General features: G+C 74.2%; 24 protein-coding genes and 1 tRNA gene. 12 read left to right on the top strand and 13 right to left on the bottom strand.

Annotated elements, in window-relative coordinates:
- Positions 1 to 9: 9 nt before the first annotated feature.
- Both ENKNEFLB_RS02475 and ENKNEFLB_RS02470 read right to left on the bottom strand, forming a co-directional pair.
- Positions 10 to 1,008: an NAD(P)H-binding protein gene (locus ENKNEFLB_RS02475; RefSeq protein ID WP_214057753.1), complete on the bottom strand. Its 999-nt coding sequence runs from the start codon at positions 1,006 to 1,008 to the stop codon at positions 10 to 12.
- 61 nt (positions 1,009 to 1,069) lie between these two features.
- A complete protein-coding gene (locus ENKNEFLB_RS02470) occupies positions 1,070 to 2,479 on the bottom strand; it encodes a mycothione reductase (protein WP_214057752.1) in 1,410 nt (469 codons plus the stop codon).
- 196 nt (positions 2,480 to 2,675) lie between these two features.
- On the opposite strand from ENKNEFLB_RS02470, the gene ENKNEFLB_RS02465 reads away from it, so the two are divergent.
- Entirely contained in the window at positions 2,676 to 3,506 is an 831-nt protein-coding gene (locus ENKNEFLB_RS02465; RefSeq protein ID WP_214057751.1) for a Cof-type HAD-IIB family hydrolase, read from the top strand.
- On the opposite strand, the gene ENKNEFLB_RS02460 is transcribed toward ENKNEFLB_RS02465, so the two are convergent.
- From ENKNEFLB_RS02460 to ENKNEFLB_RS02435, 6 genes are all read right to left on the bottom strand, one after another.
- Entirely contained in the window at positions 3,481 to 5,574 is a 2,094-nt protein-coding gene (locus ENKNEFLB_RS02460) for an ATP-binding protein (protein WP_214057750.1), read from the bottom strand. The two genes, ENKNEFLB_RS02465 and ENKNEFLB_RS02460, sit on opposite strands and share 26 nt — an antisense overlap.
- Before the next feature lie 139 nt (positions 5,575 to 5,713).
- The gene (locus ENKNEFLB_RS02455; RefSeq protein WP_214057749.1) at positions 5,714 to 7,000 is read right to left on the bottom strand and encodes a uracil-xanthine permease family protein; all 1,287 of its coding nucleotides are present in this window, start codon (positions 6,998 to 7,000) and stop codon (positions 5,714 to 5,716) included.
- 123 nt (positions 7,001 to 7,123) lie between these two features.
- Positions 7,124 to 8,278, bottom strand: a complete 1,155-nt coding sequence (locus tag ENKNEFLB_RS02450) for a zinc-binding dehydrogenase (protein WP_214057748.1) — start codon at positions 8,276 to 8,278, stop codon at positions 7,124 to 7,126.
- Between the two features lie 160 nt (positions 8,279 to 8,438).
- On the bottom strand, positions 8,439 to 8,972 hold the full coding sequence (locus ENKNEFLB_RS02445; RefSeq protein WP_214057747.1) for an NUDIX hydrolase family protein: 534 nt from the start codon (positions 8,970 to 8,972) through the stop codon (positions 8,439 to 8,441).
- Between the two features lie 62 nt (positions 8,973 to 9,034).
- The gene (locus tag ENKNEFLB_RS02440) at positions 9,035 to 10,051 is read right to left on the bottom strand and encodes an LLM class flavin-dependent oxidoreductase (RefSeq protein WP_214057746.1); all 1,017 of its coding nucleotides are present in this window, start codon (positions 10,049 to 10,051) and stop codon (positions 9,035 to 9,037) included.
- A gap of 60 nt (positions 10,052 to 10,111) precedes the next feature.
- Positions 10,112 to 10,678, bottom strand: a complete 567-nt coding sequence (locus ENKNEFLB_RS02435) for a hypothetical protein (protein ID WP_214057745.1) — start codon at positions 10,676 to 10,678, stop codon at positions 10,112 to 10,114.
- Positions 10,679 to 10,804: 126 nt separating this feature from the next.
- On the opposite strand from ENKNEFLB_RS02435, the gene ENKNEFLB_RS02430 reads away from it, so the two are divergent.
- Positions 10,805 to 11,149: a hypothetical protein gene (locus ENKNEFLB_RS02430; protein WP_214057744.1), complete on the top strand. Its 345-nt coding sequence runs from the start codon at positions 10,805 to 10,807 to the stop codon at positions 11,147 to 11,149.
- A 33-nt stretch (positions 11,150 to 11,182) separates the two neighbouring features.
- Positions 11,183 to 11,587: a Rid family hydrolase gene (locus ENKNEFLB_RS02425; protein WP_214057743.1), complete on the top strand. Its 405-nt coding sequence runs from the start codon at positions 11,183 to 11,185 to the stop codon at positions 11,585 to 11,587.
- Here ENKNEFLB_RS02425 and ENKNEFLB_RS02420 read toward each other — a convergent pair.
- Complete coding sequence (locus tag ENKNEFLB_RS02420) at positions 11,584 to 12,411, bottom strand: oxidoreductase (protein WP_214057742.1); 828 nt, start codon at positions 12,409 to 12,411, stop codon at positions 11,584 to 11,586. The two genes, ENKNEFLB_RS02425 and ENKNEFLB_RS02420, sit on opposite strands and share 4 nt — an antisense overlap.
- A 131-nt stretch (positions 12,412 to 12,542) precedes the next feature.
- Here ENKNEFLB_RS02420 and ENKNEFLB_RS02415 point away from each other — a divergent pair, with 131 nt between their 5' ends.
- Positions 12,543 to 12,920 (top strand): hypothetical protein, encoded by a 378-nt coding sequence (locus ENKNEFLB_RS02415; protein WP_214057741.1) that lies wholly within the window; start codon positions 12,543 to 12,545, stop codon positions 12,918 to 12,920.
- Positions 12,921 to 12,989: 69 nt separating this feature from the next.
- Here ENKNEFLB_RS02415 and katG read toward each other — a convergent pair whose 3' ends face one another.
- Positions 12,990 to 15,197, bottom strand: a complete 2,208-nt coding sequence (gene katG / locus ENKNEFLB_RS02410) for a catalase/peroxidase HPI (RefSeq protein WP_214059278.1) — start codon at positions 15,195 to 15,197, stop codon at positions 12,990 to 12,992.
- A 79-nt stretch (positions 15,198 to 15,276) separates the two neighbouring features.
- Positions 15,277 to 15,708: a Fur family transcriptional regulator gene (locus tag ENKNEFLB_RS02405; RefSeq protein ID WP_246535795.1), complete on the bottom strand. Its 432-nt coding sequence runs from the start codon at positions 15,706 to 15,708 to the stop codon at positions 15,277 to 15,279.
- Between the two features lie 183 nt (positions 15,709 to 15,891).
- Here ENKNEFLB_RS02405 and ENKNEFLB_RS02400 point away from each other — a divergent pair, with 183 nt between their 5' ends.
- The gene (locus ENKNEFLB_RS02400; protein WP_214057739.1) at positions 15,892 to 16,041 is read left to right on the top strand and encodes a hypothetical protein; all 150 of its coding nucleotides are present in this window, start codon (positions 15,892 to 15,894) and stop codon (positions 16,039 to 16,041) included.
- Between the two features lie 102 nt (positions 16,042 to 16,143).
- Here the strand turns inward: ENKNEFLB_RS02400 and ENKNEFLB_RS02395 are convergent.
- Positions 16,144 to 16,216: transfer RNA gene (locus ENKNEFLB_RS02395), tRNA-Thr, on the bottom strand.
- 101 nt (positions 16,217 to 16,317) lie between these two features.
- Between ENKNEFLB_RS02395 and ENKNEFLB_RS02390 the strand changes: the two genes are divergently transcribed.
- Both ENKNEFLB_RS02390 and ENKNEFLB_RS02385 read left to right on the top strand, forming a co-directional pair.
- Positions 16,318 to 16,824 carry a TspO/MBR family protein gene (locus ENKNEFLB_RS02390; RefSeq protein WP_214057738.1) on the top strand — a complete coding sequence of 169 codons (507 nt, stop codon included), beginning with the start codon at positions 16,318 to 16,320 and terminating at the stop codon, positions 16,822 to 16,824.
- Between the two features lie 133 nt (positions 16,825 to 16,957).
- Positions 16,958 to 17,932 carry an MOSC domain-containing protein gene (locus ENKNEFLB_RS02385; protein ID WP_214057737.1) on the top strand — a complete coding sequence of 325 codons (975 nt, stop codon included), beginning with the start codon at positions 16,958 to 16,960 and terminating at the stop codon, positions 17,930 to 17,932.
- An 18-nt stretch (positions 17,933 to 17,950) separates the two neighbouring features.
- Here the strand turns inward: ENKNEFLB_RS02385 and ENKNEFLB_RS02380 are convergent, their stop codons facing one another.
- Entirely contained in the window at positions 17,951 to 18,127 is a 177-nt protein-coding gene (locus tag ENKNEFLB_RS02380) for a hypothetical protein (RefSeq protein ID WP_214057736.1), read from the bottom strand.
- A gap of 113 nt (positions 18,128 to 18,240) precedes the next feature.
- Here ENKNEFLB_RS02380 and ENKNEFLB_RS02375 point away from each other — a divergent pair, with 113 nt between their 5' ends.
- From ENKNEFLB_RS02375 to ENKNEFLB_RS02355, 5 genes are all read left to right on the top strand, one after another.
- On the top strand, positions 18,241 to 19,167 hold the full coding sequence (locus ENKNEFLB_RS02375) for a LysR family transcriptional regulator (RefSeq protein WP_214057735.1): 927 nt from the start codon (positions 18,241 to 18,243) through the stop codon (positions 19,165 to 19,167).
- Positions 19,168 to 19,206: 39 nt separating this feature from the next.
- A complete protein-coding gene (locus ENKNEFLB_RS02370) occupies positions 19,207 to 20,118 on the top strand; it encodes a DMT family transporter (RefSeq protein ID WP_214057734.1) in 912 nt (303 codons plus the stop codon).
- A 176-nt stretch (positions 20,119 to 20,294) separates the two neighbouring features.
- Positions 20,295 to 20,579: a pyrophosphorylase gene (locus tag ENKNEFLB_RS02365; protein WP_246535794.1), complete on the top strand. Its 285-nt coding sequence runs from the start codon at positions 20,295 to 20,297 to the stop codon at positions 20,577 to 20,579.
- Between the two features lie 173 nt (positions 20,580 to 20,752).
- A complete protein-coding gene (locus ENKNEFLB_RS02360; RefSeq protein ID WP_214057733.1) occupies positions 20,753 to 21,532 on the top strand; it encodes a hypothetical protein in 780 nt (259 codons plus the stop codon).
- Entirely contained in the window at positions 21,532 to 22,068 is a 537-nt protein-coding gene (locus tag ENKNEFLB_RS02355; RefSeq protein ID WP_214057732.1) for a hypothetical protein, read from the top strand. Before ENKNEFLB_RS02360 ends, ENKNEFLB_RS02355 begins: the two co-directional genes overlap by 1 nt.

Raw genomic sequence — 22,068 nt, 5'->3', positions numbered from 1 at the left:
TGAGGCGGCTCAGACCGAGTCGGTCGGTGCCGGGGCGTGCGTGTCGCCCTCGAGCGTCCCGCCGTCCGTGGACTCCGAGACGGAGCGCTGCAGCGCCTCCCGCACGGACACGAACCGGTGGTCGGGGTCGGCGAGGTCCCGACGTACGTCGTCCTCGCCGCAGACCATGTCCTCACCGAGGCTCTCGACGAGGGCCGAGACGGTGGTGATGTCCATCCCGCTGATCCGCGCGCAGGCCCACCCGACCGTCCTCGCCGACAGGCCCGGCACGAGCACGCGGCGTCGGCGCAGGCCGTCCACCTCGGCGAACAGCGCCAGCAGCTCGGGGTAGGTCAGGACGTCGTCGCCCCCGACGTCGTAGTGCCGGTCGTGCACCTCACCCTGGAGCGCGCGCACCAGCAGGTGGACGACGTCGTCGATCGAGACCGGCTGGAGGCTGCGGCGCATCCACGACGGGACCGGCGTCACCAGCGGCACCCGACGGCTGAGCCGGCGCAGCAGCTCGAAGGAGGTCGACCCGGACCCGATCACCATCGCGGCGCGCAGCACCGTCGCCGGGACCGACGAGTCGAGGAAGACCTCCTCGACCTCCAGGCGCGAGCGCAGGTGGTCGGTCAGCTCGGCGTCCGGCACGAGGCCGGAGAGGTAGACGACCTGCTCCACACCGGCCTTCTCGCAGGCCCGGGCCACCCGCTCGGCGGCCTCCCGGTCCTTGCGGACGAAGTCCTCGTCGGCCATCGAGTGCACCAGGTAGACCACCGCGTCGACGCTCTCGACCGCGGCGGCGATCTTGTCCTCGTCGGCGATGTCGAACTCGGCCGCGTCGACCCGGTCCGACCAGGGGTAGTCCTCGAGGCTCGACGCGCTGCGCGTCGCCGCGACCACCTCGTGGCCCTCGGCGAGCAGGGCGGGCACGAGCCGCGAGCCGACGTACCCCGTCGCGCCGGTGACCAGCACCCGCCGGCGGCGTGCCGTCGCGGGGCCCTGCTCGTTCGTCGTCTCGTCCACGCCCCGACGGTACGGCGGCCCCGCTCACCCCCGGCGGCGGCGTCGGCCTCGGCGGCCGGGCCTACGGCTTCTCGCCGACCAGCTCCTCCTCGAGCGCGAGCAGCGCGGTCTCGACGACCTCGCTCAGCGCGGGGTGGATCCAGTACATCCCGCGGGCCAGCCCCACCACCGGCTGGTCGAAGCTCATCGCCTGGATCAGCGGCTGCACCAGGACGGAGGCCTGGGGGCCGATGAGGTGCGCGCCGACGAGCCGGCCGGTGGCGCGGTCGGCCAGCACCTTGGCGAAGTGGCACCGGTCGTCGGTCTCCATCGCCCACCCGTGCGCGGTGTCGGCGTAGTGGGACCGGCCGACCGCGAGGTCGAGGCCCTGCTCGCGGGCCTGCTCCTCGGTCAGGCCGACCGCGGCGACCTGCGGGGAGGCGAACACGGCGCTCGGCACGAACCGGTGGTCGCTGACCCGCAGGCCGTCGGGGTTCAGCAGGTTGTGCTGCACGACCCGGGCGTCCTGGTTGGCCACGTGCTTGAGCGGCTGAGGCGAGGAGACGTCGCCGAGGGCCCAGACCCCGTCTGCGGTGGTGCGCTGGTGCTCGTCGACCACCACCCGGCCGGCGTCGTCGACCTCCACCCCGCTCCCGCTGCCGTCGAGGTCGAGCAGGTCGGCGTTGGGCGTGCGACCCACGGCCAGCAGCAGCACGTCGACCTCGGCGCGGCTGCCGTCGCCGAGGTGCATCGTGATGCTCCCGGAGTCCGTGCGCTCCACCTTCTCGAGACCGGCGTCGAGGCGGAGGTCCCAGCGGCGCCCGGCGAGCTCGGTGAAGTGGTCGGCGACCTCCCGGTCGTGGTTGTCGATCAGCCGCGGCGCCGAGTCGACCTGCACCACCTGGGTGCCGAGGGAGGCGAAGACGTTCGCGAACTCCGACCCGACGTAGCCACCGCCGACGACCCCTATCCGCGCGGGCAGCGCGTCGAGGCGCATCACGGTGTCGCTGGTCTCGTAGGGCACGGCGTCCAGGCCCGGCACGTCCGGCACGACCGGCCGGCTGCCCACCGCGATCAGGACGTGGTCGGCGGTCAGCTCCAGGTCGGTCTCCCCCTCGCGGGAGACCACCAGGGCACGGGCCCCGGTGAACCGCGCCCGGCCGTCGATCGCGTCGACGTGCGACTGCCCGACGCGGTACTCGTGGCCCTGCCGTGCGAGCGGGTCGATCCGCCCGAAGACCCGGTCCCGCATCGCGCGCCAGTCGGCGCCGTCGTACGACGTCCGCAGACCCAGGCGGGGGCCCTCGTCGGCCGCGTCGTGGGCGATGGTGGCGGGGACGACGTACATCTTCGAGGGGATGCAGCCGCGGTTCAGACAGGTCCCGCCGTACGCGCCCTCCTCGACGATCGCGACCCGCCACCCCTCGAACCGGTCGTCCAGGATGGTGTTGCCGGAGCCGGTCCCGATGATCACGAGGTCGTAGTGAGTCATGGGCAGAACCGTAGGTCGGGACGCCTCACCCGGCGGGTAGTGACGTCGTGGGAAGGAAGGAAGTCGTGCCGACCTCCAACCCGTCCGCGGTCGGTGCAGGTCAGTGCCCCGCACCAGGGGGCACGGCGCACTTCGTTCCTTCCGGCGACGAGTGACCGGGTGCGCAGGTTCCGGGCGGGACTGGGATCCTGACCGGGTGAGCCACGCACCGCTGCCCGAGCGTCCCGACCTCCGCCTCGCGGTCGTCGACATGGACGGCACGCTCCTCGACGGTGCCGGGCAGGTGCCGGACGGCCTCTGGCCGCTGCTCGAGCGGATGCGGGAGGCCGGCGTGGTCTTCGCCCCCGCGAGCGGGCGGCAGTACGCGACCCTGGCCGCGATGTTCGCCCGCGCAGCCGAGGGCATGGTGTTCATCGCCGAGAACGGCGGCTACGTCGTGCGCGACGGTCAGGAGATCAGCGCGGCGACCCTGCCGGCCGCCCTGGTGACCGACGTCGTCCGCCGGATGCGGGCGCTCGCGGACGGCGGCGCCGACCTCGGCGTGGTCGTCTGCGGTCGCCGCACGGCCTACGTCGAGCGCCACGACCGGGCCTTCCTCGACCACGTCGACCCCTACTACGCCAGCCTGACCGAGGTCGAGGACCTGCTCGCCGTCGACGACATCGCGGTCAAGGTCGCCGTGTTCGCCTTCGGCGACCCGACCGAGCAGGTCGAGCCGGCCCTGGCCCCGCTGCGGCCCGACCACCAGGTGGTCGTCTCGGGCGCGCACTGGGTCGACGTGATGGACGCCGGGGTGCACAAGGGCGTCGCGGTGCGGCGGCTGCAGGAGGCGCTCGGGGTGACCGCGGCGCAGACGGCCGCCTTCGGCGACTACCTCAACGACCTCGAGATGCTCGACGAGGCCGGGTTGTCCTTCGCGATGGACAACGCGCACCCCGACGTCCTCCAGCGCGCCCGGCACCGGGCCCCGGCCAACACCGACGACGGGGTCGTGCGCACCCTCACCACCCTGCTCGACCGGGCGTGACGCCGCTCGCACCCTCGGCGGGGCCCTCGGCCCCTCCTGTCGCCGCCAACGGGAGGTCGAAGGTGAAGGCGGTGCCGCCCCCCGGGGCCGGCGTGCAGACGATGCTGCCCTCGTGCCGCTGCACCACCGTGCGGCAGATCGCCAGGCCGAGGCCCGTGCCCGGGTAGGACCCGTCCTCGGCGTGCGCGCGGTGGAACCGCTCGAACACTTGGTCGTGCTGGCCCTCGGGCACCCCGATCCCGTTGTCCTCCACGCGGACCACGAGGCGCGCACCGGCGACCTGCGACGACACGCAGACGCGCGGCTCGACCCCGGGGGCGACGTACTTGTGGGCGTTGCCCAGCAGGTTCGCGACCAGCTGACGCACGAGGTCGGCGTCGACCAGGACCTCCGGCCACGGACCGTCGGCGACCTCGACGGCGAGGTCGAGCTCGCCGGCCACGTCCCGCACCAGTCCGCCGGCCCCGCCCAGGTCGGTGGCGACGAGGACCAGCGCGCCGCCCTCGGCGTGCGCCTGGGCCAGGAGGTCGTCGACGAGGGAGGCCATCCGGTCCACGGCGCTCCGGGCCCGGCCCAGCGCGCGGTCCAGCGCGACGGGGTCGGCGCCGTCCTTCTTGGCGACCTGCATACGGGCCAGGTCGACCCATCCGCCGACCGAGGTCAACGGGTTGCGGAGGTCGTGCGCGGCCACGGCGGCGAAGTCCGCCAGCCGCGCGCGCTGCTGACGCTCCGCGGTGACCTCGCGGTAGACCACCAGCGAGGCCGTCGCCGCCGCCCCGGGGACGCCCGACGACAGAGGAGCCGCCGTGACCGACAGGACGCGTTCACCACCACCGACGTCGCGCAGCACCACGTCCTCGGGGGCGACGCGCCCCTCGCGCAGTGCCCGCTGGGAGGGATGCTCCTCGAACGGCATCGGCGTCCCGTCGGGCCGGAGCACCGCGTACTCGCGCGAGGACGAGCGGTACCCGGTGTCGGTGATCTCCAGCAACTCGCGCGCGGCGAGGTTGGTGCGCAGGATGACTCCCGCGCGGTCGAGCACGACGAGCCCCTCGTCCATCGCGTCGGTCATCGCGTCGAGAAGCTCCGCGCGACGCGCGGTGCCCTGGTGGGACACGACCAGCTCGGCCACCAGCCGCTGCCGCTCGTCCCGCCCGGAGCCGATCGCCAGAACCGTGAGCAGGACGGTCAGCAGGAACGCCTGGACCACGAGCACCTCGGCCTGCGCGGTCGCCAGGTCGCCGAACGGCCCGCGACCCGTCACCGTCAGCGCGACGCCCACCGACCCCAGGACGACGCTGTGCAGCACCGCGACCAGGGTGCTGAACCGCGACGCCACCCAGATCGCAGGTACCATCAGCAGGAAGGTCAGCGGCAGACCGGAGTCCTGCAGGAAGACCGTCCCGTAGGACGCCAGCGAGACCACCCCGAGCGCCACGGCCTCGAGCCGCGAGGTCCGTGTCCACCCGGGTGCGGGGAGGCCGGCGCGTCGTCGGAGCAGGCGCTCCCAGAGCAGGTGCGTCACGGCCGCGACCACCACGAGTCCCGTCAGGTGACGGGCCCACCAGTCGAGGAAACCGGCGCCCGGCCCGGCGAGACCGGCCGCCGCCAACGACAGGCTGGCGGCGACCGCTCCCACACCGGTGGCGAGGGCGACCGCGGCGACCCCGCGGGCCACGACCCCGGGATCGTGCACGCTGTCCTGCCCTCCGGCGCCGAGCAGCTGGGGGCACCAGCGCCGCACGAGCAGCACAGCCAGGGCTGCTTCGCCGACGTTGACGACGACCGCGATCACCAGGACGAGCGTGGACGCACCGGTCAACGCCGTCGCGACGCCCACCGCGGCCGCGATGCCGGCCAGCACGGCTGCCGAGGCCGGCCGACCCCGCTGCTGGAACAACCACATGAACGCCGCCCCCGCCGCGGGCCACACCAGGCCGAGGGACTCGTCCCCCACCACGGTGAGACGACCGACCAGGACGAGCAGGACGAGGACGAGGGCCCACCCGAGGTGGGCGACGACTCGGGGACGCGGCACGCCGTCGACGGGGTCCTCGGCCAGGGTCACGGGCTCACCGGGCGTCGTCGCGGGACCGGTGCGGCGGTCCGGGCCCGCCCGTCCCGGTCGTCCTCCACCACCAGCAGGCTGCGCACCCGGCAAGAGTAGACACCGAGCCAGAGGCGCTCGGCGAGAACAGCCCGGAGACTCACGGCCGGCCGGCGGGGCCCGTCCCGCGGGCCCTCTCGACCGCGGTCATCAGGTGGAAGACGACCAGCGCGGCGATCGTGCCGAGCGCGATCCCGGTCACCACGACGTCCTCGCCGCCGAGGCCGAAGCCGAGGGTCAGGTCGCCGATCCCGATCACCAGCGCGACGGCCGCCGTGAGCTGGTTGACCGGGCGGGAGAAGTCGACCCGGTTGTCGATCCAGATCTTGACGCCGATGACGCCGATCAGGCCGTAGAGCGCGACGGTCACCCCGCCCAGCACGCCGGCCGGGATCGTGTTGACCAGCGCACCGAACTTGGGCGACAAGCTCAGCAGGAGCGCGGTCAGCCCGGCGACCCAGTAGGCCGCGGTCGAGTAGACGCGCGTCGCGGCCATCACGCCGATGTTCTCGCCGTACGTCGTGGTGCCCGATCCGCCGCCGGCCCCGGCCAGCGTGGTGGCCAGCCCGTCGGCCAGCAACGCTCGTCCGGTGAGCCGGTTGACCGACTCGTCCCCGGTCAGGTGGGCGACCGTACGGACGTGGCCGACGTTCTCGGCGACCAGGACCAGCACCACCGGCAGGAAGGCCGGCAGGACCGACCACGCGAAGGACGGGGCGGTGAAGTCGGGAAGGCCGACCCAGGCCGCGTCGCCCACGGGGGCGAGGTCGACGACGCCGGTGACCGCGGCCACGACGTACCCGACGGCGACGCCAATCAGGATGGACAGGCGGGCGGCGAACCCGCGCAGGCCGACCGCGACCAGCAGCACCACGGCGAGGGTCACGAAGGCGGTGAGCGGCGCCATCTCGACGTTGGTCGTCGCGGCGCCGGCGAGGTTCAGGCCGATCAGGGCGACGATCGCGCCGGTGACCACGGGCGGCATCAGCGACTCGATCCAGCCGGTGCCGGTGACCAGGACCACCGCGCCGACCGCGGCGAGCAGCAGCCCGGTGGCCAGCACGCCGAACAGGGCCGCCCCGGGGCCGCCGCTGGTGCTGGCGGCCGTGATCGGGGCGATGAAGGCGAACGACGAGCCGAGGTAGCTCGGCAGCCGGTTCGCCGTCAGCAGCAGGAAGAGGATCGTGCCGACGCCGGAGAAGAACAGGGTCGCGGTCGGCGGGAAGCCGGTCAGCAGCGGGACCAGGAAGGTCGCGCCGAACATCGCGACGACGTGCTGCGCGCCGAGCCCGACCGTCAGCGGCCAGCTGAGCCGCTCGCCGGGGCGGACGATCGCGTCGGGGGCCACCGAGCGCCCGTCACCGTGCAGGGTCCAGGTCAGTCGCATGACCGGCATCGTCCCCTGTCCCGGGCCCCGCACCGCACCCGGGCCGAGATGACCCTTCCGGACAGCCGAGATGACGCTCGCGGCGCCTCGAGGTGACGGTTGCGGCGCGCCCTCGCCCCGGGGTCAGAGCACGGCGTCGGACGACGGGTCGACGAGCACCTTGGCGTGCCGCTCGGCCCCGGCCAGCGCGACGAACGCCCCGGCCACCCCGTCGAGCCCGACCGTCCCGGTGACCAGCGGCGAGGCATCGACCTCGCCCTCGGCCAGCAGGTGCAGCGTGTCCCGCAGCTCAAGAGGGGTGTAGCCGAGCACGAAGCGGAGCTCGATCTCCTTGTTGACCGCCATCGACGGGCGGATCCGGTCCGCGCCCATGCAGACGCCGACCACCACGACCCGGGTGCCCATCGGCGCCCCGGACAGGACACCGTCGATCATCCCGGGGGTGCCGACGCACTCGAAGACGACCGGCCGCGGCGCGTCCGCCGCCCCGGCCAGCTCGGCGGCGCGGTAGAGGTGCACCCACCCCGGGACCCGGCGCAGCCTGTCCATCGAACCCACGGCCAGCTCGAGGAGCTGCGGGGCCGTCCGCACGGTCCGCCGCGTCGAGGCTGCGTCGTACGGCGACTCCTCGCGCGGGTCGACCACGGTGTCCGCTCCGCACCGCAGGGCCAGCGCCCGCCGGGCGGCCGAGGGGTCCGAGGCCACGACCCGACGTACGCCGCGCGCCTTCAGGTGGCAGACCACGGCCAGGCCGACGGGGCCGCAGCCCAGGACGACCGCGACGTCGCGCCGCCCGACGTCGGCCCGGCGCACCGCGTGCAGCGCGACGGCCATCGGCTCGGTCAGCACGGCGACCTCGGGCGCGAGCCCGTTCGGCACGGCGAGCGTCATCGAGCCCTGCGCCAGCACCTGCTCGGCGTACCCGCCCGGCGCCTGGGGCGACAACCCCGTCAGGTGCACCGCCCCGGCCGCGCGGACCAGCGGGAAGGTCACCGCCAGCGTGCCCGGACGGAGCTCCCGGGGGACGCCACGACCGCGCTCGACGACCTCGCCGCAGATCTCGTGGCCGAGCACGGTGGGGCGGTCGGAGCGGATCGAGGCGTCGTACCCGACCTCCACCATGACCTCGTCGAGCTCGTCGGCGTGGTCCTTGGCGTGCAGGTCGGAGCCGCAGATCCCGCATCGGCGCACGGCGAGCACGACCTGGCCGGCGGCCGGGCGAGGGTCGGGCAGGTCGACGACCTCCAGCTCGCCGTGGGCGCAGGAGACCGCCCTCATCGACGCACGGGGCCGGGTGTCAGCAGAGCGGGCATGGCCGGAGCATGCCACGCGCCGCAACCGTCATCTCGCGTGTCCGCGAGCGTCACCTCGGCTGTCCGCGAGCGTCACCTCGGCTGTCCGCGAGCGTCACCTCGGCTGTCCGCGAGCGTCATCTCGGCTAGAAGCCGCAGACCGCCAGCGCCTGGCGCAGCAGCGTGCCCTGGCCGCCGGCCATCGCCTGCTGGACCTCCGGGTCGGCAGCCTGCTCGGGGGTGAACCAGGCCAGCTCCAGCGCGTCCTGCTGGGGGGCGCAGTCGCCCTCGACCGGCACGACGTAGGCCAGCGAGACGGCGTGCTGACGGGCGTCGTGGAACGGGGTGACGCCCCGCATCGGGAAGTACTCCGCGACGGTGAAGGGCTGCGGGTGGGCCGGGAGCTTGGGCAGCGCCAGCGGGCCGAGGTCCTTCTCCAGGTGGCGCAGGAGCGCGGTGCGGACCCGCTCCTGGTAGAGCACACGGCCCGAGATCAGCGCCCTGCTGATCTCGCCGTCGCCGCTGACCCGCAGCAGCAGCCCGAACGCGGTGACCGTGCCCGTCTCGTCGACCCGGACCGGCACCGCGTCGACGTAGAGCATCGGCAGCCGCTGGCGGGCCGACTCCAGCTCGTCGCGGCTCAGCCACTGGCTGCTGGACTCGGTGAACAGGTCGCTCATGGGGATTGTCTACCGGACGCGCCCCGCCGCGTCCGGCGCGGGCCGGGTCGGCGCCCCCCGGATCAGCGCCAGCCGAGCTCCGGCGCCACCTGGTTGACGACCACGTCGAGGACGTGGGCGCAGTAGTCGACCCCGAGCTGGTTGGGGATCGTCAGCAGCAGGGTGTCCGCCGCCGCGATCGCCTCGTCCTCGGCCAGGTCCTTGACCAGCTGCTCGAGCTCACCGGCGTACGTCTTGCCGAAGCGGGCCTTGCCGCCGTCGAGGTAGCCGACCTGGTCCTGCCCGCCGGCCGCACCGAAGTACGCCCGGTCGAGGTCGTTGACGACCGGGAAGATGCTCCGGCTGACCGAGACGCGGCCGTCCCGCTGGTGCCCGGCGTCGGCCCACGCCTTGCGGTACCGCTCGACCTGCTCGGCCTGCAGCTGGTGGAAGGGCACCCCGGTGTCCTCGCTGAGCAGGGTGGAGCTCATCAGGTTCATCCCCTGCTCCGCGGTCCACTCGGCCGTGGCGCGCGTGCCGGCGCCCCACCAGATCCGGTCCCGCAGGCCGGGGCTGTGCGGCTCGATGCGCAGCAGGCCCGGCGGGTTCGGGAACATCGGGCGCGGGTTGGGCTCGGCGAACCCCTCGCCCTTGAGCACCTCGAGAAGCACCTGGGTGTGCTGACGGGCCATGTCGGAGGCGTCCTGGCCCTCACCGGGGGCGTACCCGAAGTAGCGGAAGCCGTCGACGACCTGCTCCGGTGAGCCGCGGCTGATGCCGAGCTGCAGCCTGCCGCCGGAGATGAGGTCGGCCGAGCCGGCGTCCTCGGCCATGTAGAGCGGGTTCTCGTAGCGCATGTCGATCACGCCGGTGCCGATCTCGATCCGGCTCGTGCGCGCCCCGACCGCGGCCAGCAGCGGGAACGGCGAGGCGAGCTGGTTCGCGAAGTGGTGCACGCGGAAGTACGCTCCGTCCGCCCCGAGCTCCTCCGCCGCGACCGCGAGGTCGATCGACTGCAGCAGCACGTCGGAGGCCGAGCGCGTCTGCGACTGCGGCGAGGGGGTCCAGTGCCCGAAGGACAGGAAGCCGATCTTCTTCATGCAAGGTTGAACAACACCGCGGGGCTTTTCTTCCCGATCTCCACCCTCAGGACACCCGGGCTACGGCGCCCCGACCGGGATCCGCTCGACCACCCGCGACGGCTGGGTCCGCGCGTCGGCGGGGCGTTGGAGGAGCGCGACGTGGTCGACGGCCCACGGCCGCCCCTCGGCCCCGGCCAGCGCGGCCAGAGCGGCCTCCAGGTCGGCCTCGGTGGTCGCCTCGTTGACCCGGGCCAGCGGGAGCAGCGGACGGAACACCCGGCGGTCGCAGAAGATCCCGACCTGCTCGATCGCGGCGAGCGCCGCCGAGACCACCGTCCGCAGTCCCCTCTCGTCGCCGACCAGGCGGACCTGGACACGGTCGTCGCCGATCGGCTCGAGGGCGACCCCGCCGTGCGTGCGCACCACCGGCCTGGCGAGCGGTGCGAGGGCGTCGGTGACCGCCGCGGCCAGGCGCCGGGCGTCGCGCGGGGTGAGGTTGCCCAGGGGGGTCACGGGCAGCAGGACCAGGTCCGGGTCGAGGAGGTCGAGAGGAGCCGGCCCGGCGGGCGTCGTGCGGGAGCGCCCGAGCAGGCGCCCGACCCCGCCGCTGCGAGCCGGGGCCGGAGCCCGCAGGTCCCGCAGCACGGCCGAGGCCTCGTCGACCAGGGCGGGGGTGGGACGACGGCGAGGTGGAGCAGCACGTCCCGCAGGCTAGACGCGACCGGCCCGGCGGTGGTCCGGAACGCAGCACACGGGTGCCAGCATCGGGGCATGGACCTCGACCGGCTGCAGGCGACGTTGCGGGAACGACCCGACCCGGCCTCGCACGACTGCGCCGACGCGATCGGGCGCGGCGCCCGCCCCGAGACGTTCCCGGGCCGGCCGACCACGGCGAACCTGCTCACGATCTACCGGCGCCGCGCGGCGCACGTGGTCGCCGTCGGCGTCGAGCACGCCGGGTTCGACAGCGCAGTCGAGGACCTCGCAGCCTCCGGCCAGCAGACCGTCCGCCTGGCGCCGGTCGTCGACGACGTCGCCGGACGCCACTACCTGCTCTTCCTGGCACCCGACACCGACGACGTCGTCGCCTGCCTGTGGGTGCGACGACGGGCCTGAGCGGACCCGGCGGCAGCAGGGCAGGATCGCCCCGTGGACCACCTCGTCGACCCCGCCGCCGCCGGCCCCCAGGACCCCGCCGCGCGCTGGCACTTCAGCCACGTCGTCCGCAGCCGCGGCCTGCTCTTCTGCTCCGGCGTCACCGGCGTGCGCGCCGACGGCACCGTCGATCCCGACCCGACGACCCAGTTCCGCCAGGCGTTCACCCACCTCGACGCGACGCTGGCCACCGCGGGTGCGACCACGGCCGACCTGGTCGAGCTCACGACGTACCACGTCGGACTGCGCGAGCACTTCCTCGCGTTCGCCGCCGTCAAGGACCAGCACGTGCCCGCGCCGTACCCCGCGTGGTCGGCGATCGGGATCGCCGAGCTCGTGGTCCCGGGCACGCTGGTGGAGATCCGCGCGGTGGCCGAGGACCCGCTCGGCCGGGCCTAGTCGAAGTCCGTGCTGCGGCTGACGTCCTCCCAGGCGTCCAGGTCCGCGCGCAGCGCGTCCAGCGCCCCGCGGATGCCGTCGGAGGCGTCGTTGCCGAGCACGAGCAGGTACGGCGCCCGCCCCGACTCCACGACGTCGACCAGCGCCCTCGCCGCCTTGGCCGGGTCACCGGGCTGGGTGCCGTCGGTCGGGTCGTTCTCGCGACGACGGCGGCCCGCGGTGTCGGCGTAGTCGTCGATCGGGACGGCCGACTGGGTCAGCGACCGGCCGGAGAAGTCGGTCCGGAAGGCGCCGGGCTCGACGGTCATGGCGGTGATCCCGAGGGGGGCGACCTCCTTGCGCAGCGAGAGCGTGAGCGCCTCGACGGCGGCCTTGACGGCGGCGTAGTAGCCGGAGCCCTCCGGGCAGACCCGCGCCCCGATCGACGAGAGGTTGACGACCGTGCCCGAGCGCCGGGCGCGCATCCCGGGCAGGACGGCCTGCGTCAGGCGCACGGTGCCGTGCACGTGGGTGTCGAACAGCCGCAGCACGTCCTCGTGGTCGCCCTCCTCGAGGGCGGAGCGGTAGCCGTACCCGGCGTTGTTGACGAGGACGTCGACGCCGCCGAACCGCTCCTCCGCCGCGGCGACGGCCGCGGCGACCTGGGCGTCGTCGGTGACGTCGAGCGGGACCGCGAGCACCTGGTCGGGGTGGGCGTCGGCGAGGTCCTGGACCGAGCCCACGTCACGTGCGGTGACGACGACCCGGTGGCCGCGGTCGAGGGCCTCGAGGGCGAAGGCCCGCCCGAGCCCGGTCGAGCATCCGGTGATGAACCACGTGGTCATGGTCTGTCCCTCCTGGTCGGTGGCGCGGCCCGGTGGGCCGCTGCAGCCACGACGGTAGAAGTCACCCCTCGGGCGGGACTGTCCGGGGCCCTCCCGGTGTTGTTCCTCCGGACAGGCCGACGGACACGCCGGTGGCCGACCACCCCGACCCCCTCCCGGAGGCCCTCGTGATCGCCACGACACCCGTTCCGCCCGCCCAGCCCGCCCGCCCCGCGACGGTGAAGACCGTCACCCACCTCGAGCCCGCCGTCCCCCGGCGCCGGCCCGGCCGCTCGGTGACGTCGCTGAGCACCCGCCGCACCCTGCGTACGGCGCCCGCCCCGTTCCGGATCGGCAGCATCGAGGTCGCCGGCCACGACGAGGAGCGCTGCGAGCACCGCTCGGGGTCGCTGCGGTGCGTGCGCGGCCCGCACCTCGGGGCGCCCCAGGCGCACGTCCTGGTCGCCGGCGCACCGGACCCCCACCACGTCGCGCCCCCGGTCCGGGAGCGTTCCACGATCTGCTGCTGACCCAGCGACGTACGACAAGAGCCCGGCCGCCCCTCTCGGGGCGACCGGGCTCTTGCGTGTGCAGGACCGTCAGGCGCGGGCGTCCGCCACGTCGTAGCGGTCGGCCATCATGACCTTGTCCCAGGCCTTGACGAAGTCGCGCACGAACTTCTCCTGCGCGTCGTCGGAGGCGTAGACCTCGGCGACCGCGCGCAGCTCGGAGTTCGAGCCGAACACCAGGTCGCTGCGGGTCCCGGTCCAGACGACCTCGTCCGAGCCGTGGCGGCGGGCCTCGAAGGAGTCGCGGTCGTCGCCGACCTGGCTCCACTCGAGGTCCATGCCGAGCAGCGTGCGGAAGAAGTCGTTGCTGAGCACTCCCTCGCGCTCGGTGAGCACGCCGGCCTTCGAGCCGCCGGTGTTGGCCCCGAGCACCCGCAGGCCGCCGACCAGGACGGTCAGCTCCGGGGCGCTCAGGCCGAGCAGGTTGGCCCGGTCGACCAGCAGGAACTCCGCCGGCAGCATCTGGCCCTTGCCGAGGTAGTTGCGGAAGCCGTCGGCGGTGGGCTCGAGCCACGCCATCGAGGCCTCGTCGGTCTGCTCCTGCGTGGCGTCGGTGCGGCCCGGGGTGAACGGCACCGTGACGTCGTGGCCGCCGTCGCGGGCGGCCTTCTCGACGCCGGCGGCACCGGCCAGGACGACCAGGTCGGCCAGCGAGATCTTCGCGCCGCCCGCGGCGTTGAACTCGTCGCGGACGCCCTCGAGCACCCGCAGCGCCTGCGCGAGCTCCTCGGGGTCGTTGACCGTCCAGCCGTTCTGCGGGGCGAGGCGGAGGCGGGCGCCGTTGGCGCCGCCGCGCTTGTCGCTGTTGCGGAACGTCGAGGCGGAGGCCCACGCGGTGGAGACCAGGCGGGAGACCGACAGACCGGACCCGAGCACCTTCTCCTTCAGCGCGGCGACGTCGGCGTCCGAGACCAGCTCGTGGTCGACGGCCGGCACGCGGTCCTGCCAGACGAGCTCCTCGGTCGGGACCTCCTGGCCGAGGTAGCGCTGGATCGGGCCCATGTCGCGGTGGGTCAGCTTGAACCAGGCCCGGGCGAAGGCGTCGGCGAAGGCGTCGGGGTCCGCCCGGAAGCGGCGCCCGATCTCCTCGTAGACGGGGTCGACCTTGAGCGCCACGTCGGTGGTGAGCATCGTCGGCGGGCGCGAGAGGGAGCCGTCCTCGGGGTCGGGCACCGTGTTGGCGGCCGCACCGCCGGAGGGCTGCCACTGGTGGGCGCCGCCGGGGCTCGTGGTGAGCTCCCAGTCGAGGTCGTACAGGTTCTCGAGGTACTTCATCGACCACTGCGTGGGCGTCTGGGTCCAGGTGACCTCGATGCCGCTGGTGATCGCGTCGCGGCCCTTGCCGGACTTGAAGGTGCTGCGCCAGCCGAGGCCCTGCTCGGTCAGGTCCGCGCCCTCGGGCTCGGGGCCGACGTGCGGCTCGGGGTCACCCGCGCCGTGGGTCTTGCCGAAGGTGTGGCCACCGGCGATGAGGGCGAAGGTCTCCTCGTCGTTCATCGCCATCCGCCCGAAGGTCTCGCGGATGTCGCGGGCCGAGGCCAGCGGGTCCGGGTTGCCGTTCGGGCCCTCGGGGTTGACGTAGATCAGACCCATCTGGACCGCAGCGAGGGGTCCCTGGAGCTCCCGGTCGCCGGTGTAGCGCTCGTCGCCGAGCCAGGTGGTCTCGGGACCCCAGTACACGTCCTCGTCGGGCTCCCACACGTCCGCGCGGCCGCCGGCGAAGCCGAAGGTCGGCAGGCCCATGTCCTCGAGCGCCACGTTGCCGGTGAAGACGATGAGGTCGGCCCAGGAGAGGTTGCGGCCGTACTTCTGCTTGATCGGCCACAGCAGGCGACGGGCCTTGTCGAGGTTGGCGTTGTCGGGCCAGCTGTTGAGCGGGGCGAAGCGCTGCATGCCGGCGCCGGCGCCGCCGCGGCCGTCGGCCACGCGGTACGTCCCGGCGCTGTGCCACGCCATCCGGATGAAGAACGGGCCGTAGTGGCCGTAGTCGGCCGGCCAGAAGTCCTGTGAGGTCGTCATGACCTGCTTGACGTCGGCGCGCAGCTCGGCGAGGTCGACGGACTGGAACGCGGTCGCGTAGTCGAAGTCGTCGTCCATCGGGTCGGCCGAGGGGTGGTGCTTGCGGAGGATCTTGACGTTCAGCGTCTCCGGCCACCAGCGCTCGTTCGTCGAGCCCTCGGTGGGGTGGCTCATCCGCCCGTGGGCGACGGGGCAGCCGCCGGCGTCCTGGGTGTTCATCTCTGCTTCGCGGGTCTCGTGGCTCTGCTCGGTCACGGGGTTCCTCTCCTTCGGGTGGACGGTCGGTCGGTCGGGAAGATCAGGTGGGGCGGGCGGCGCCGCAGGCGCCGCAGGTGCCCCAGAAGACGACCTCGGCCTCGTCGATGACGAAGCCGTGGTCCTCGGAGGGGGTCAGGCAGGGCGCGGCACCGACGGCGCAGTCGACGTCGGCGACGCTGCCGCAGGACCGGCACACCACGTGGTGGTGGTTGTCACCGGTACGCGCCTCGTAGCGCGACACCGAACCGGCGGGCTGGATGCGACGCACCAGGCCGGCGCCGGTGAGCGTGTGCAGGGAGTCGTAGACGGCCTGGTGGGACACCCCGGGCAGCTCGTCACGCACGGCCCGCAGGACGGTGTCGGTGTCGGCGTGCGGGTGGGCGAGGACCGCGGCCAGCACCGCGGCGCGCTGGCGCGTCACACGCAGCTCGGCGCCGCGCAGGGCCTGCTGGATCTCGGGGGTCGGCTGCACCCCTCGACCATGCCCGCTTTTCTGGAACGAGTCAAGACAAGGCCCGCGGAGGTCGCGTCGCCACATCGGTGACCGTCGATGAGGATTCCCTCACCCAGGTCTCACGGTCACCTCACCGAGCCCCGCCAGAGTTCTCGACATCAGCCCCGGTCCACCGGGGACAGACCACCCGAGGAGAACCCCATGGCCAGGTCCGGCATCTTCACCGCCCTCACCCCCGCCGTCGCCGCACGCGGCGACAACACCGACACCGGCAGCCGGGACGGTCGCCGCCGCCGTCGTCGCCGTCGGCGCAACCGCCGCAGCCGGTCGCGCAACACGCGCACCAACTGACGTACCCGTCGCGTCCGCTCCCCCCGCGGACGGCCGAGGCCCCCGTACCGCCGATGGCGGTGCGGGGGCCTCGCGCGTCGGACCGGGTGGTCCGGAGATCGGAGCCGCCTGTCGGAATCGAACCGACGACCTTCTCATTACGAGTGAGACGCTCTACCGACTGAGCTAAGGCGGCGTGCAGGTCGACCAGCACCGCGAGGCACCGTGACGAGCAACGCCCGGAGCATACAGACGCCCGCCGTGCGCCGCGAAACCGCCGTCGGGGACCATCGACCGGTGAGCCCGTCGACCTCCGCCCCCCGCACCGCGCCCCGCCCGGCCAGCCCCCGCTCCCTGCTCGCCCTGCTCGGGTTCCTGGCCGCCGTCGCGGTGGCCGCGGGCCTCGGCGGGCTCGCCGCCGGGTCGGCGGGCTCGGAGTACGCCCGCCTCGCCCAGCCGGCCTTCGCGCCGCCGTCCTCGGTCTTCGGGCCGGTGTGGACGGTGCTCTACGTGATGATCGCGGTGGCCGGCTGGCTGGTCTGGCGCCGCGTCGGGTGGGGCCGCGCCACGACCGCCTGGGCGGTGCAGCTGGTGCTGAACGCCGCCTGGACGCCGCTGTTCTTCGGCGCCGGCCTCTACGGCGTCGCGCTGGTCGAGATCGTCGTGCTGCTGGTCGCGATCGTGGTCACCGTGGCGCTGTTCCTGCCGCGCAGCCGCCCGGCGGCCTGGCTGATGGTCCCCTACCTCGCCTGGGTCCTGTTCGCGACCGCGCTGAACGCCTCGATGTGGTGGCTCAACCGCTGATCGGTCGCAACCAGGCGTACCGAACCCCCCGACCGCGCCTGACGCCGTGCCATCGCCGCCCGTCAGCGCGCCACCCTGCCGGACAGTCCTTCGGTTGGTACGCCTGGCTACGTCGATGAGCGAGGCTGGCGGGATGGACGTCCCCTCCGCGCGCGTCGTCGGCATCTGGCGCTATCCGGTGAAGTCGATGGGCGGCGGGCCGGTCGACGAGGTGCGCCTCGGCCCGCGCGGCGTCGTGGGCGACCGGTTGTGGGCGGTGCGCGACCTGGAGGACGGCCGGGTGGCGACCGCGCGGCGACTGCCGGCACTGCTGGCCTGCCGCGCCCGCTTCGTGGGCGAGCCCCCGGCCGACGTCGGGCCCGGTCACCCCTGGCCGGTCGTGATCACGCTCCCCGACGGTGCCGAGGTCGGCAGCGCCGACCCCCGGGTCCATGGCGCGCTCACCGAGGTCCTCGGCCGACCCAGCCGGCTCGAACCGCTACCGCCGCTCACCGACCGGCGCGCCCACCGCGGCGGGCTGCGGACCGCCGCGGCGATCCGTGCCGAGCTCGGGCTGGACCCCGACGAGCCGCTGCCGGACCCGTCGTTCCTCGACGCCCGGACGCTGGCGCGGCTCGCGGTGTGGAGCACGCCGCCGGGCACCTTCGCCGATGTGGCAGGGCTGCACCTGCTGACCACCACCAGCCTGGCCACGCTCGCGGCGGCGGGGGTCGACGCCGACGTCCGGCGCTTCCGACCGACCGCGCTGCTGGAGTCTGCCACCGGCTCCGGGGAGGGGTTCCCCGAGCGGGCGTGGGTGGACCACGACCTCGCGCTCGGAGCCGCCCGGGTGTCGGTGACGATGCCGACCATCCGCTGCGTGGTGCCCGGGCACGCCCAGGCCGACGGGGTCGCCGAGGACCGCGGGGTCAGCCGCGCGGTCGCTCGCGAGGCGGGCCGGTTCCTCGGCGTCTACGCCGAGGTGCGCGCTGAAGGCACGCTGCGGGTCGGCGACGAGGTCACCTCGCGGGGCCGGACCCCGGTGCCGCTGGCGGCGCGGGTGGCCGGGCCCGTCGTACGACGGGTCGCCCGGCCGGCGCTGCGCCTGGGCGCCCGGCTGCTGCCCTGACGGGCAGCCGAAGGTGGGTCAGGCCGCGACGCGGGGCATGACCTGGTCGACGTGCGCGGTCTCGAAGGACTGCACGTCGCCGCACCAGCAGCGGTAGGAGACCTCGACGCCGTGGGCGGTGGTCGAGATGCCGGCGAGCTGGCTGGGGAAGACGAGCTGACGGCGCTCGCAGGTGGTGCAACGGCGGGTGAACACGGTGAGGACCTCCTCGGTGGTGGATCGGGGGCTTCTCCAGTGTGACCGTCTTCAACCTCCAGGACCAGCCTTGCTTTCCTTCAGAAGCCCCAGGAATCTCCTATGATGTGACAGTGCTCTCGCTGCATCAGCTCACCTGCTTCCTCGCCACCTACGAGCACGGCTCCCTGACGGCCGCCGCCGACGAGCTCGGCTACGCCCAGCCGTCGGTGTCCGAGCAGGTCAGGGCCCTGGAGAAGACGCTCGGGGTGCAGCTGTTCCGCCGGGTCGGGCGGGGTGTGGTGCCGACCACGGTGGCCGACACGCTGCGCCCCCACGCCGAGCAGGTGCTGGCCGCCGTCGACGAGGCGCGCCGCGCGGTCCAGCGCGCCCGCACCCTGCAGACCGGCACCATCCGGTTCGGCATGTTCGGCACCGCCCGCCTCTACGCCGGCGCCGACCTGGTCGCCGACGTCCTCGAGCGGCACCCGGGGGTGCGCGTCGAGCTGGTCGGGCAGAACTCCTCCGACGTCTTCGAGGACCTGCGCCGCGGTCGGATCGAGGCCGCGATGATCGCGGTGCCCGGGCTCACCGGCGAGGGCATGACGGTCACCCCGGTCGCCCGCGACGAGCTGGTCTACGTCAGCGCCGACCCCGAGCGGCTCACCAGCCCGGTCACCGCACAGCGCCTGGCGCGAGCCTCCCTGGTGATGCCCGAGACGACCTGGCGCGCGGAGGACTCCACGCGGATCGTGCTGCGCCAGATGCTTCACGAGACCGGACGCAACCCCACGACCCGGATCGAGGTCGAGGACGTCGAGACCGCAGTCGAGCTCGCCGGACGGGGTCTGGCGGACACCATCATCCCGCGCGGCGCGGTCGACCAGCTGCTCCCGCGTCTGGCCCCCGACGCCGGCTTCGTCAGCCTGCGCCCCCGGCAGTACGACACGCTCGCCATCGTGCACCGTGCCGGCGCGGTCCTCAGCCCGGCGGCGCAGCTGATGATCGAGCTGGCCACGGCACGGATCCGGTCCATCGCCGAACCGGTCGCCCCGCGCTGAGGCGTGCGTACCTCAGGAGGACCACGGCACACTGCTGCCGTGACCCAGTACGCCTCACCGGACCCGTCCCCGGCTGCGGCCCTGCCCCCCGGCGTGACCTCCTTCGACGTCCCCCGGGTGACCACCTCGCGACCGGCCGCCCGCGGCGCCGTCGGGCTCGCGGTCGCGGTCGGACTCCTGACCGGCCTGTCGCCGGCCGTGCTCGGCGCCGACCCGGTCGAGGTGCTGCTCGCCCTGGGAGCGGCGGTCGTGCTGTGCCTGGCCGGCTACCCCCTGCCCGGGCTGGTGCGGTTGCTCGCGCTCGTGGTGGCGGGGATCGTGGGCCTGGCGGTCATCGGCGGGCCGGAGGGGGACGGCGTCGGTGAGCTGGTCTCCTGGCTGATGGGGTTCTGGGTGGGCGTCGCGCTCCTGCTCCCCCTCCTGGCGCGCCGGGACCGGCGTCGACGCCTGGCCACGGCTGCCGGTGCCCCGGCGGTCGACCACGACCCCCGGGGTGGCACCGACGTCGGGACCCTGGCCACTTGGCGCGACGCCCGCCACGAGTACGAGGCCGTCGAGCCCGACCCCGCGGTCGTCCTCGACGCGGTACGCCGCCTCGGGTCGGCCCAGCACGTGTACGTCAGCGTCTACCGGGGTCGAGGGCGGATGGACGTGATCGGGAGGAGCGACGGCTACGTCGTGCAGCAGACCGACAACCGGCTGCTGCCGGCCTGGGACGTCAACGTCGTGGTCGACCCGGCCTCGTTGCCGCGTGGCGCCGTCGGCGAGCTGGTCCGGGGCGGCTTCCCCGGCAGCAAGGTCGACCGCGCCCGGGTCGTCGGGCTCGCGCAGGCCGAGTCGGCGGTGCGCACGTGGCTCACCCACGGCACCCGCGACCGCGGGCTCAGCTGGAAGCACCTCGGGCGGAGCGACGCCCACCCGCAACCGACGGAGCTGCGGCGCACCGACTGAGGAGGGCGCCGGCCCCGCACCTGGTCCAGACGGGGCAGGACGGTCCTGCTCAAGGGGGGTCGGAAGTCCCTCCGGCGGGTTTACCCTCCTCGCGCAAGGCAGCACCACGGGCCGGGAGAAGCCGGGCCCGTGTCCCCACCCGACCGGCCCACGGGGTCGGCGAAAGGCAGGCACCCGTGTCCGACCGCGTTCTCTCCTCCGCCACCGCCAAGTCCGCCATCCAGCAGATGTCCTCGATCATCAACGGCGGCCTGACCGACCAGATCAACCAGCTCGACACCAAGGGCCAGCAGCTCTCCGACCCCAACAACTGGGACGGCCCCCTGGCCGAGCGGTTCCGCTCCGCGACCTGGCCCGAGACCAAGGCGGCCCTGGACAAGGCCAAGACCGAGCTCGAGGAGCTGCGCGTGCAGCTGGACCAGATCAGCCAGAACATCATGACCGCCGGCGGCGGCGCCTGAGGCCCACCCCACTGCGACCGTCCGCCATCCGTCCATCACCCACGCGACGGCGGGTGGCGGTGCACCATGATGTCACCCGGCGCGCCGCCGACTGGTTCTCCCGCGGTTCCGCACGAGGCGGAGCGGGCGTGGGGGGCGCCGGGGACGTCGTCCCGGACCCCTAGGGTCCGACCATGGCGGTAGGCAACCGACTCGGCGACGTCGTCCTCGGCCTGGGGTGTGCCGCGACGGGGGTCGTCCTGCCCGTCGCACTCGGCCTCGACCCGGCCCTGACGGTCGCGGTCCTCGCCCTGGGGGTCGTGGCCGGCGTGGCGACCGGGCCACTCGTCGGCGGCCGGAAGCTCGCGGCGTTCTTCGCCCTGCTCGCGACCGGGGTCGTCGTCCTGGGGTCCCTGGACCGCACCGAGTCGGGCGGCTCCTGGATCGCCGGCATGGTGCTCGGCGCGGTGCTCGGCATGGTGCTCACCGGTCGCGCCGAGCGCGGCCGTCGGCGCGGCCCGGCCACGGCCGTGCGTGTCCGGTGGGACCACGGGCCGGAGACGGTCGAGCCCGACACCCCGTCCACCGCCGACCTCCTCGATGCCGTCCGGGCGCTGGACGGTCGCGGGCGCACCGTGGTCTCGATCGCACGCGGGCACGCCCGGCTCGACATCGGTGGCGACGCCGGCGGTCCCCTCCTGGTGCTCTACTGCGCGGACGTCAGCGCCCGGCTCCCGCGGTGGCAGGCCCTGACCAGCGGGCCGCACGAGCAGTCCGGCGGCGAGGTGGCTGTCCGCATCGCCGGCACCGACGGGCGCGTCCCCGCGTCCGCCACCACCACGCTGGGCCGGGCGCTCGAGGCGGTCGAGCACGTCGCCGCCGGCGGCACCCCGGCCCCCGCGCACGAGCTTCGTGGCGGCATGCAGGTTGCCGACCTGCGGCCTCCGGCGCTCGACGCCTCGGGAGACCTGTAGTGGTGGCGCGGACGGGCACGAGCCCGAGGTCACGCCCCGCGACCCGTGGCGTCGCCACCCCCGGACTCCTCGCCTTCCTCCTGCTGCTGGCGCTCGTCGGCGTGGCGGCCGCCATGACGGGCGTGGTGGAGGAGCGCGCGCTGAGCGCCACCACGACCGGTGAGGTCGTCTCGGGCGAGACCGAGAGCCTCTCCGCCGGCGGCGAGCGGTGCGCCGGCACGATCGTCTACGCCGTCGACGGTCGCGACTGGCAGATCACCGACCGGGTCGGCGGCGCCTGTCCGGCCGACGGTGGGGAGAGCGCGGTCCAGGTCCGCTACGACCCGGAGTCGCCGTACGTCGCCCAGACCGGGGACACGGACCACGGACCGCTCGGCGTCACCGTCTTCAGCGGCGTCGGCGCCCTGCTGCTCCTGGTGCTGCTCGTGCGCAGCCTGGTGACGCGCCGCCGCGGCCCCTCGGGCGGCGGCGCCCACGCTCAGGACGCGGAACGCCGGCCGACCGGCATGTACGACGACGAGCCGTACCGGCCCTGA

The sequence above is a fragment of the Nocardioides aquaticus genome (genome assembly GCF_018459925.1).
Taxonomy (GTDB): Bacteria; Actinomycetota; Actinomycetes; order Propionibacteriales; family Nocardioidaceae; genus Nocardioides; species Nocardioides aquaticus.
The sequence above is the reverse complement of the archived record's forward strand: the minus strand, read 5'-3'. Positions and strand labels throughout refer to the sequence as shown.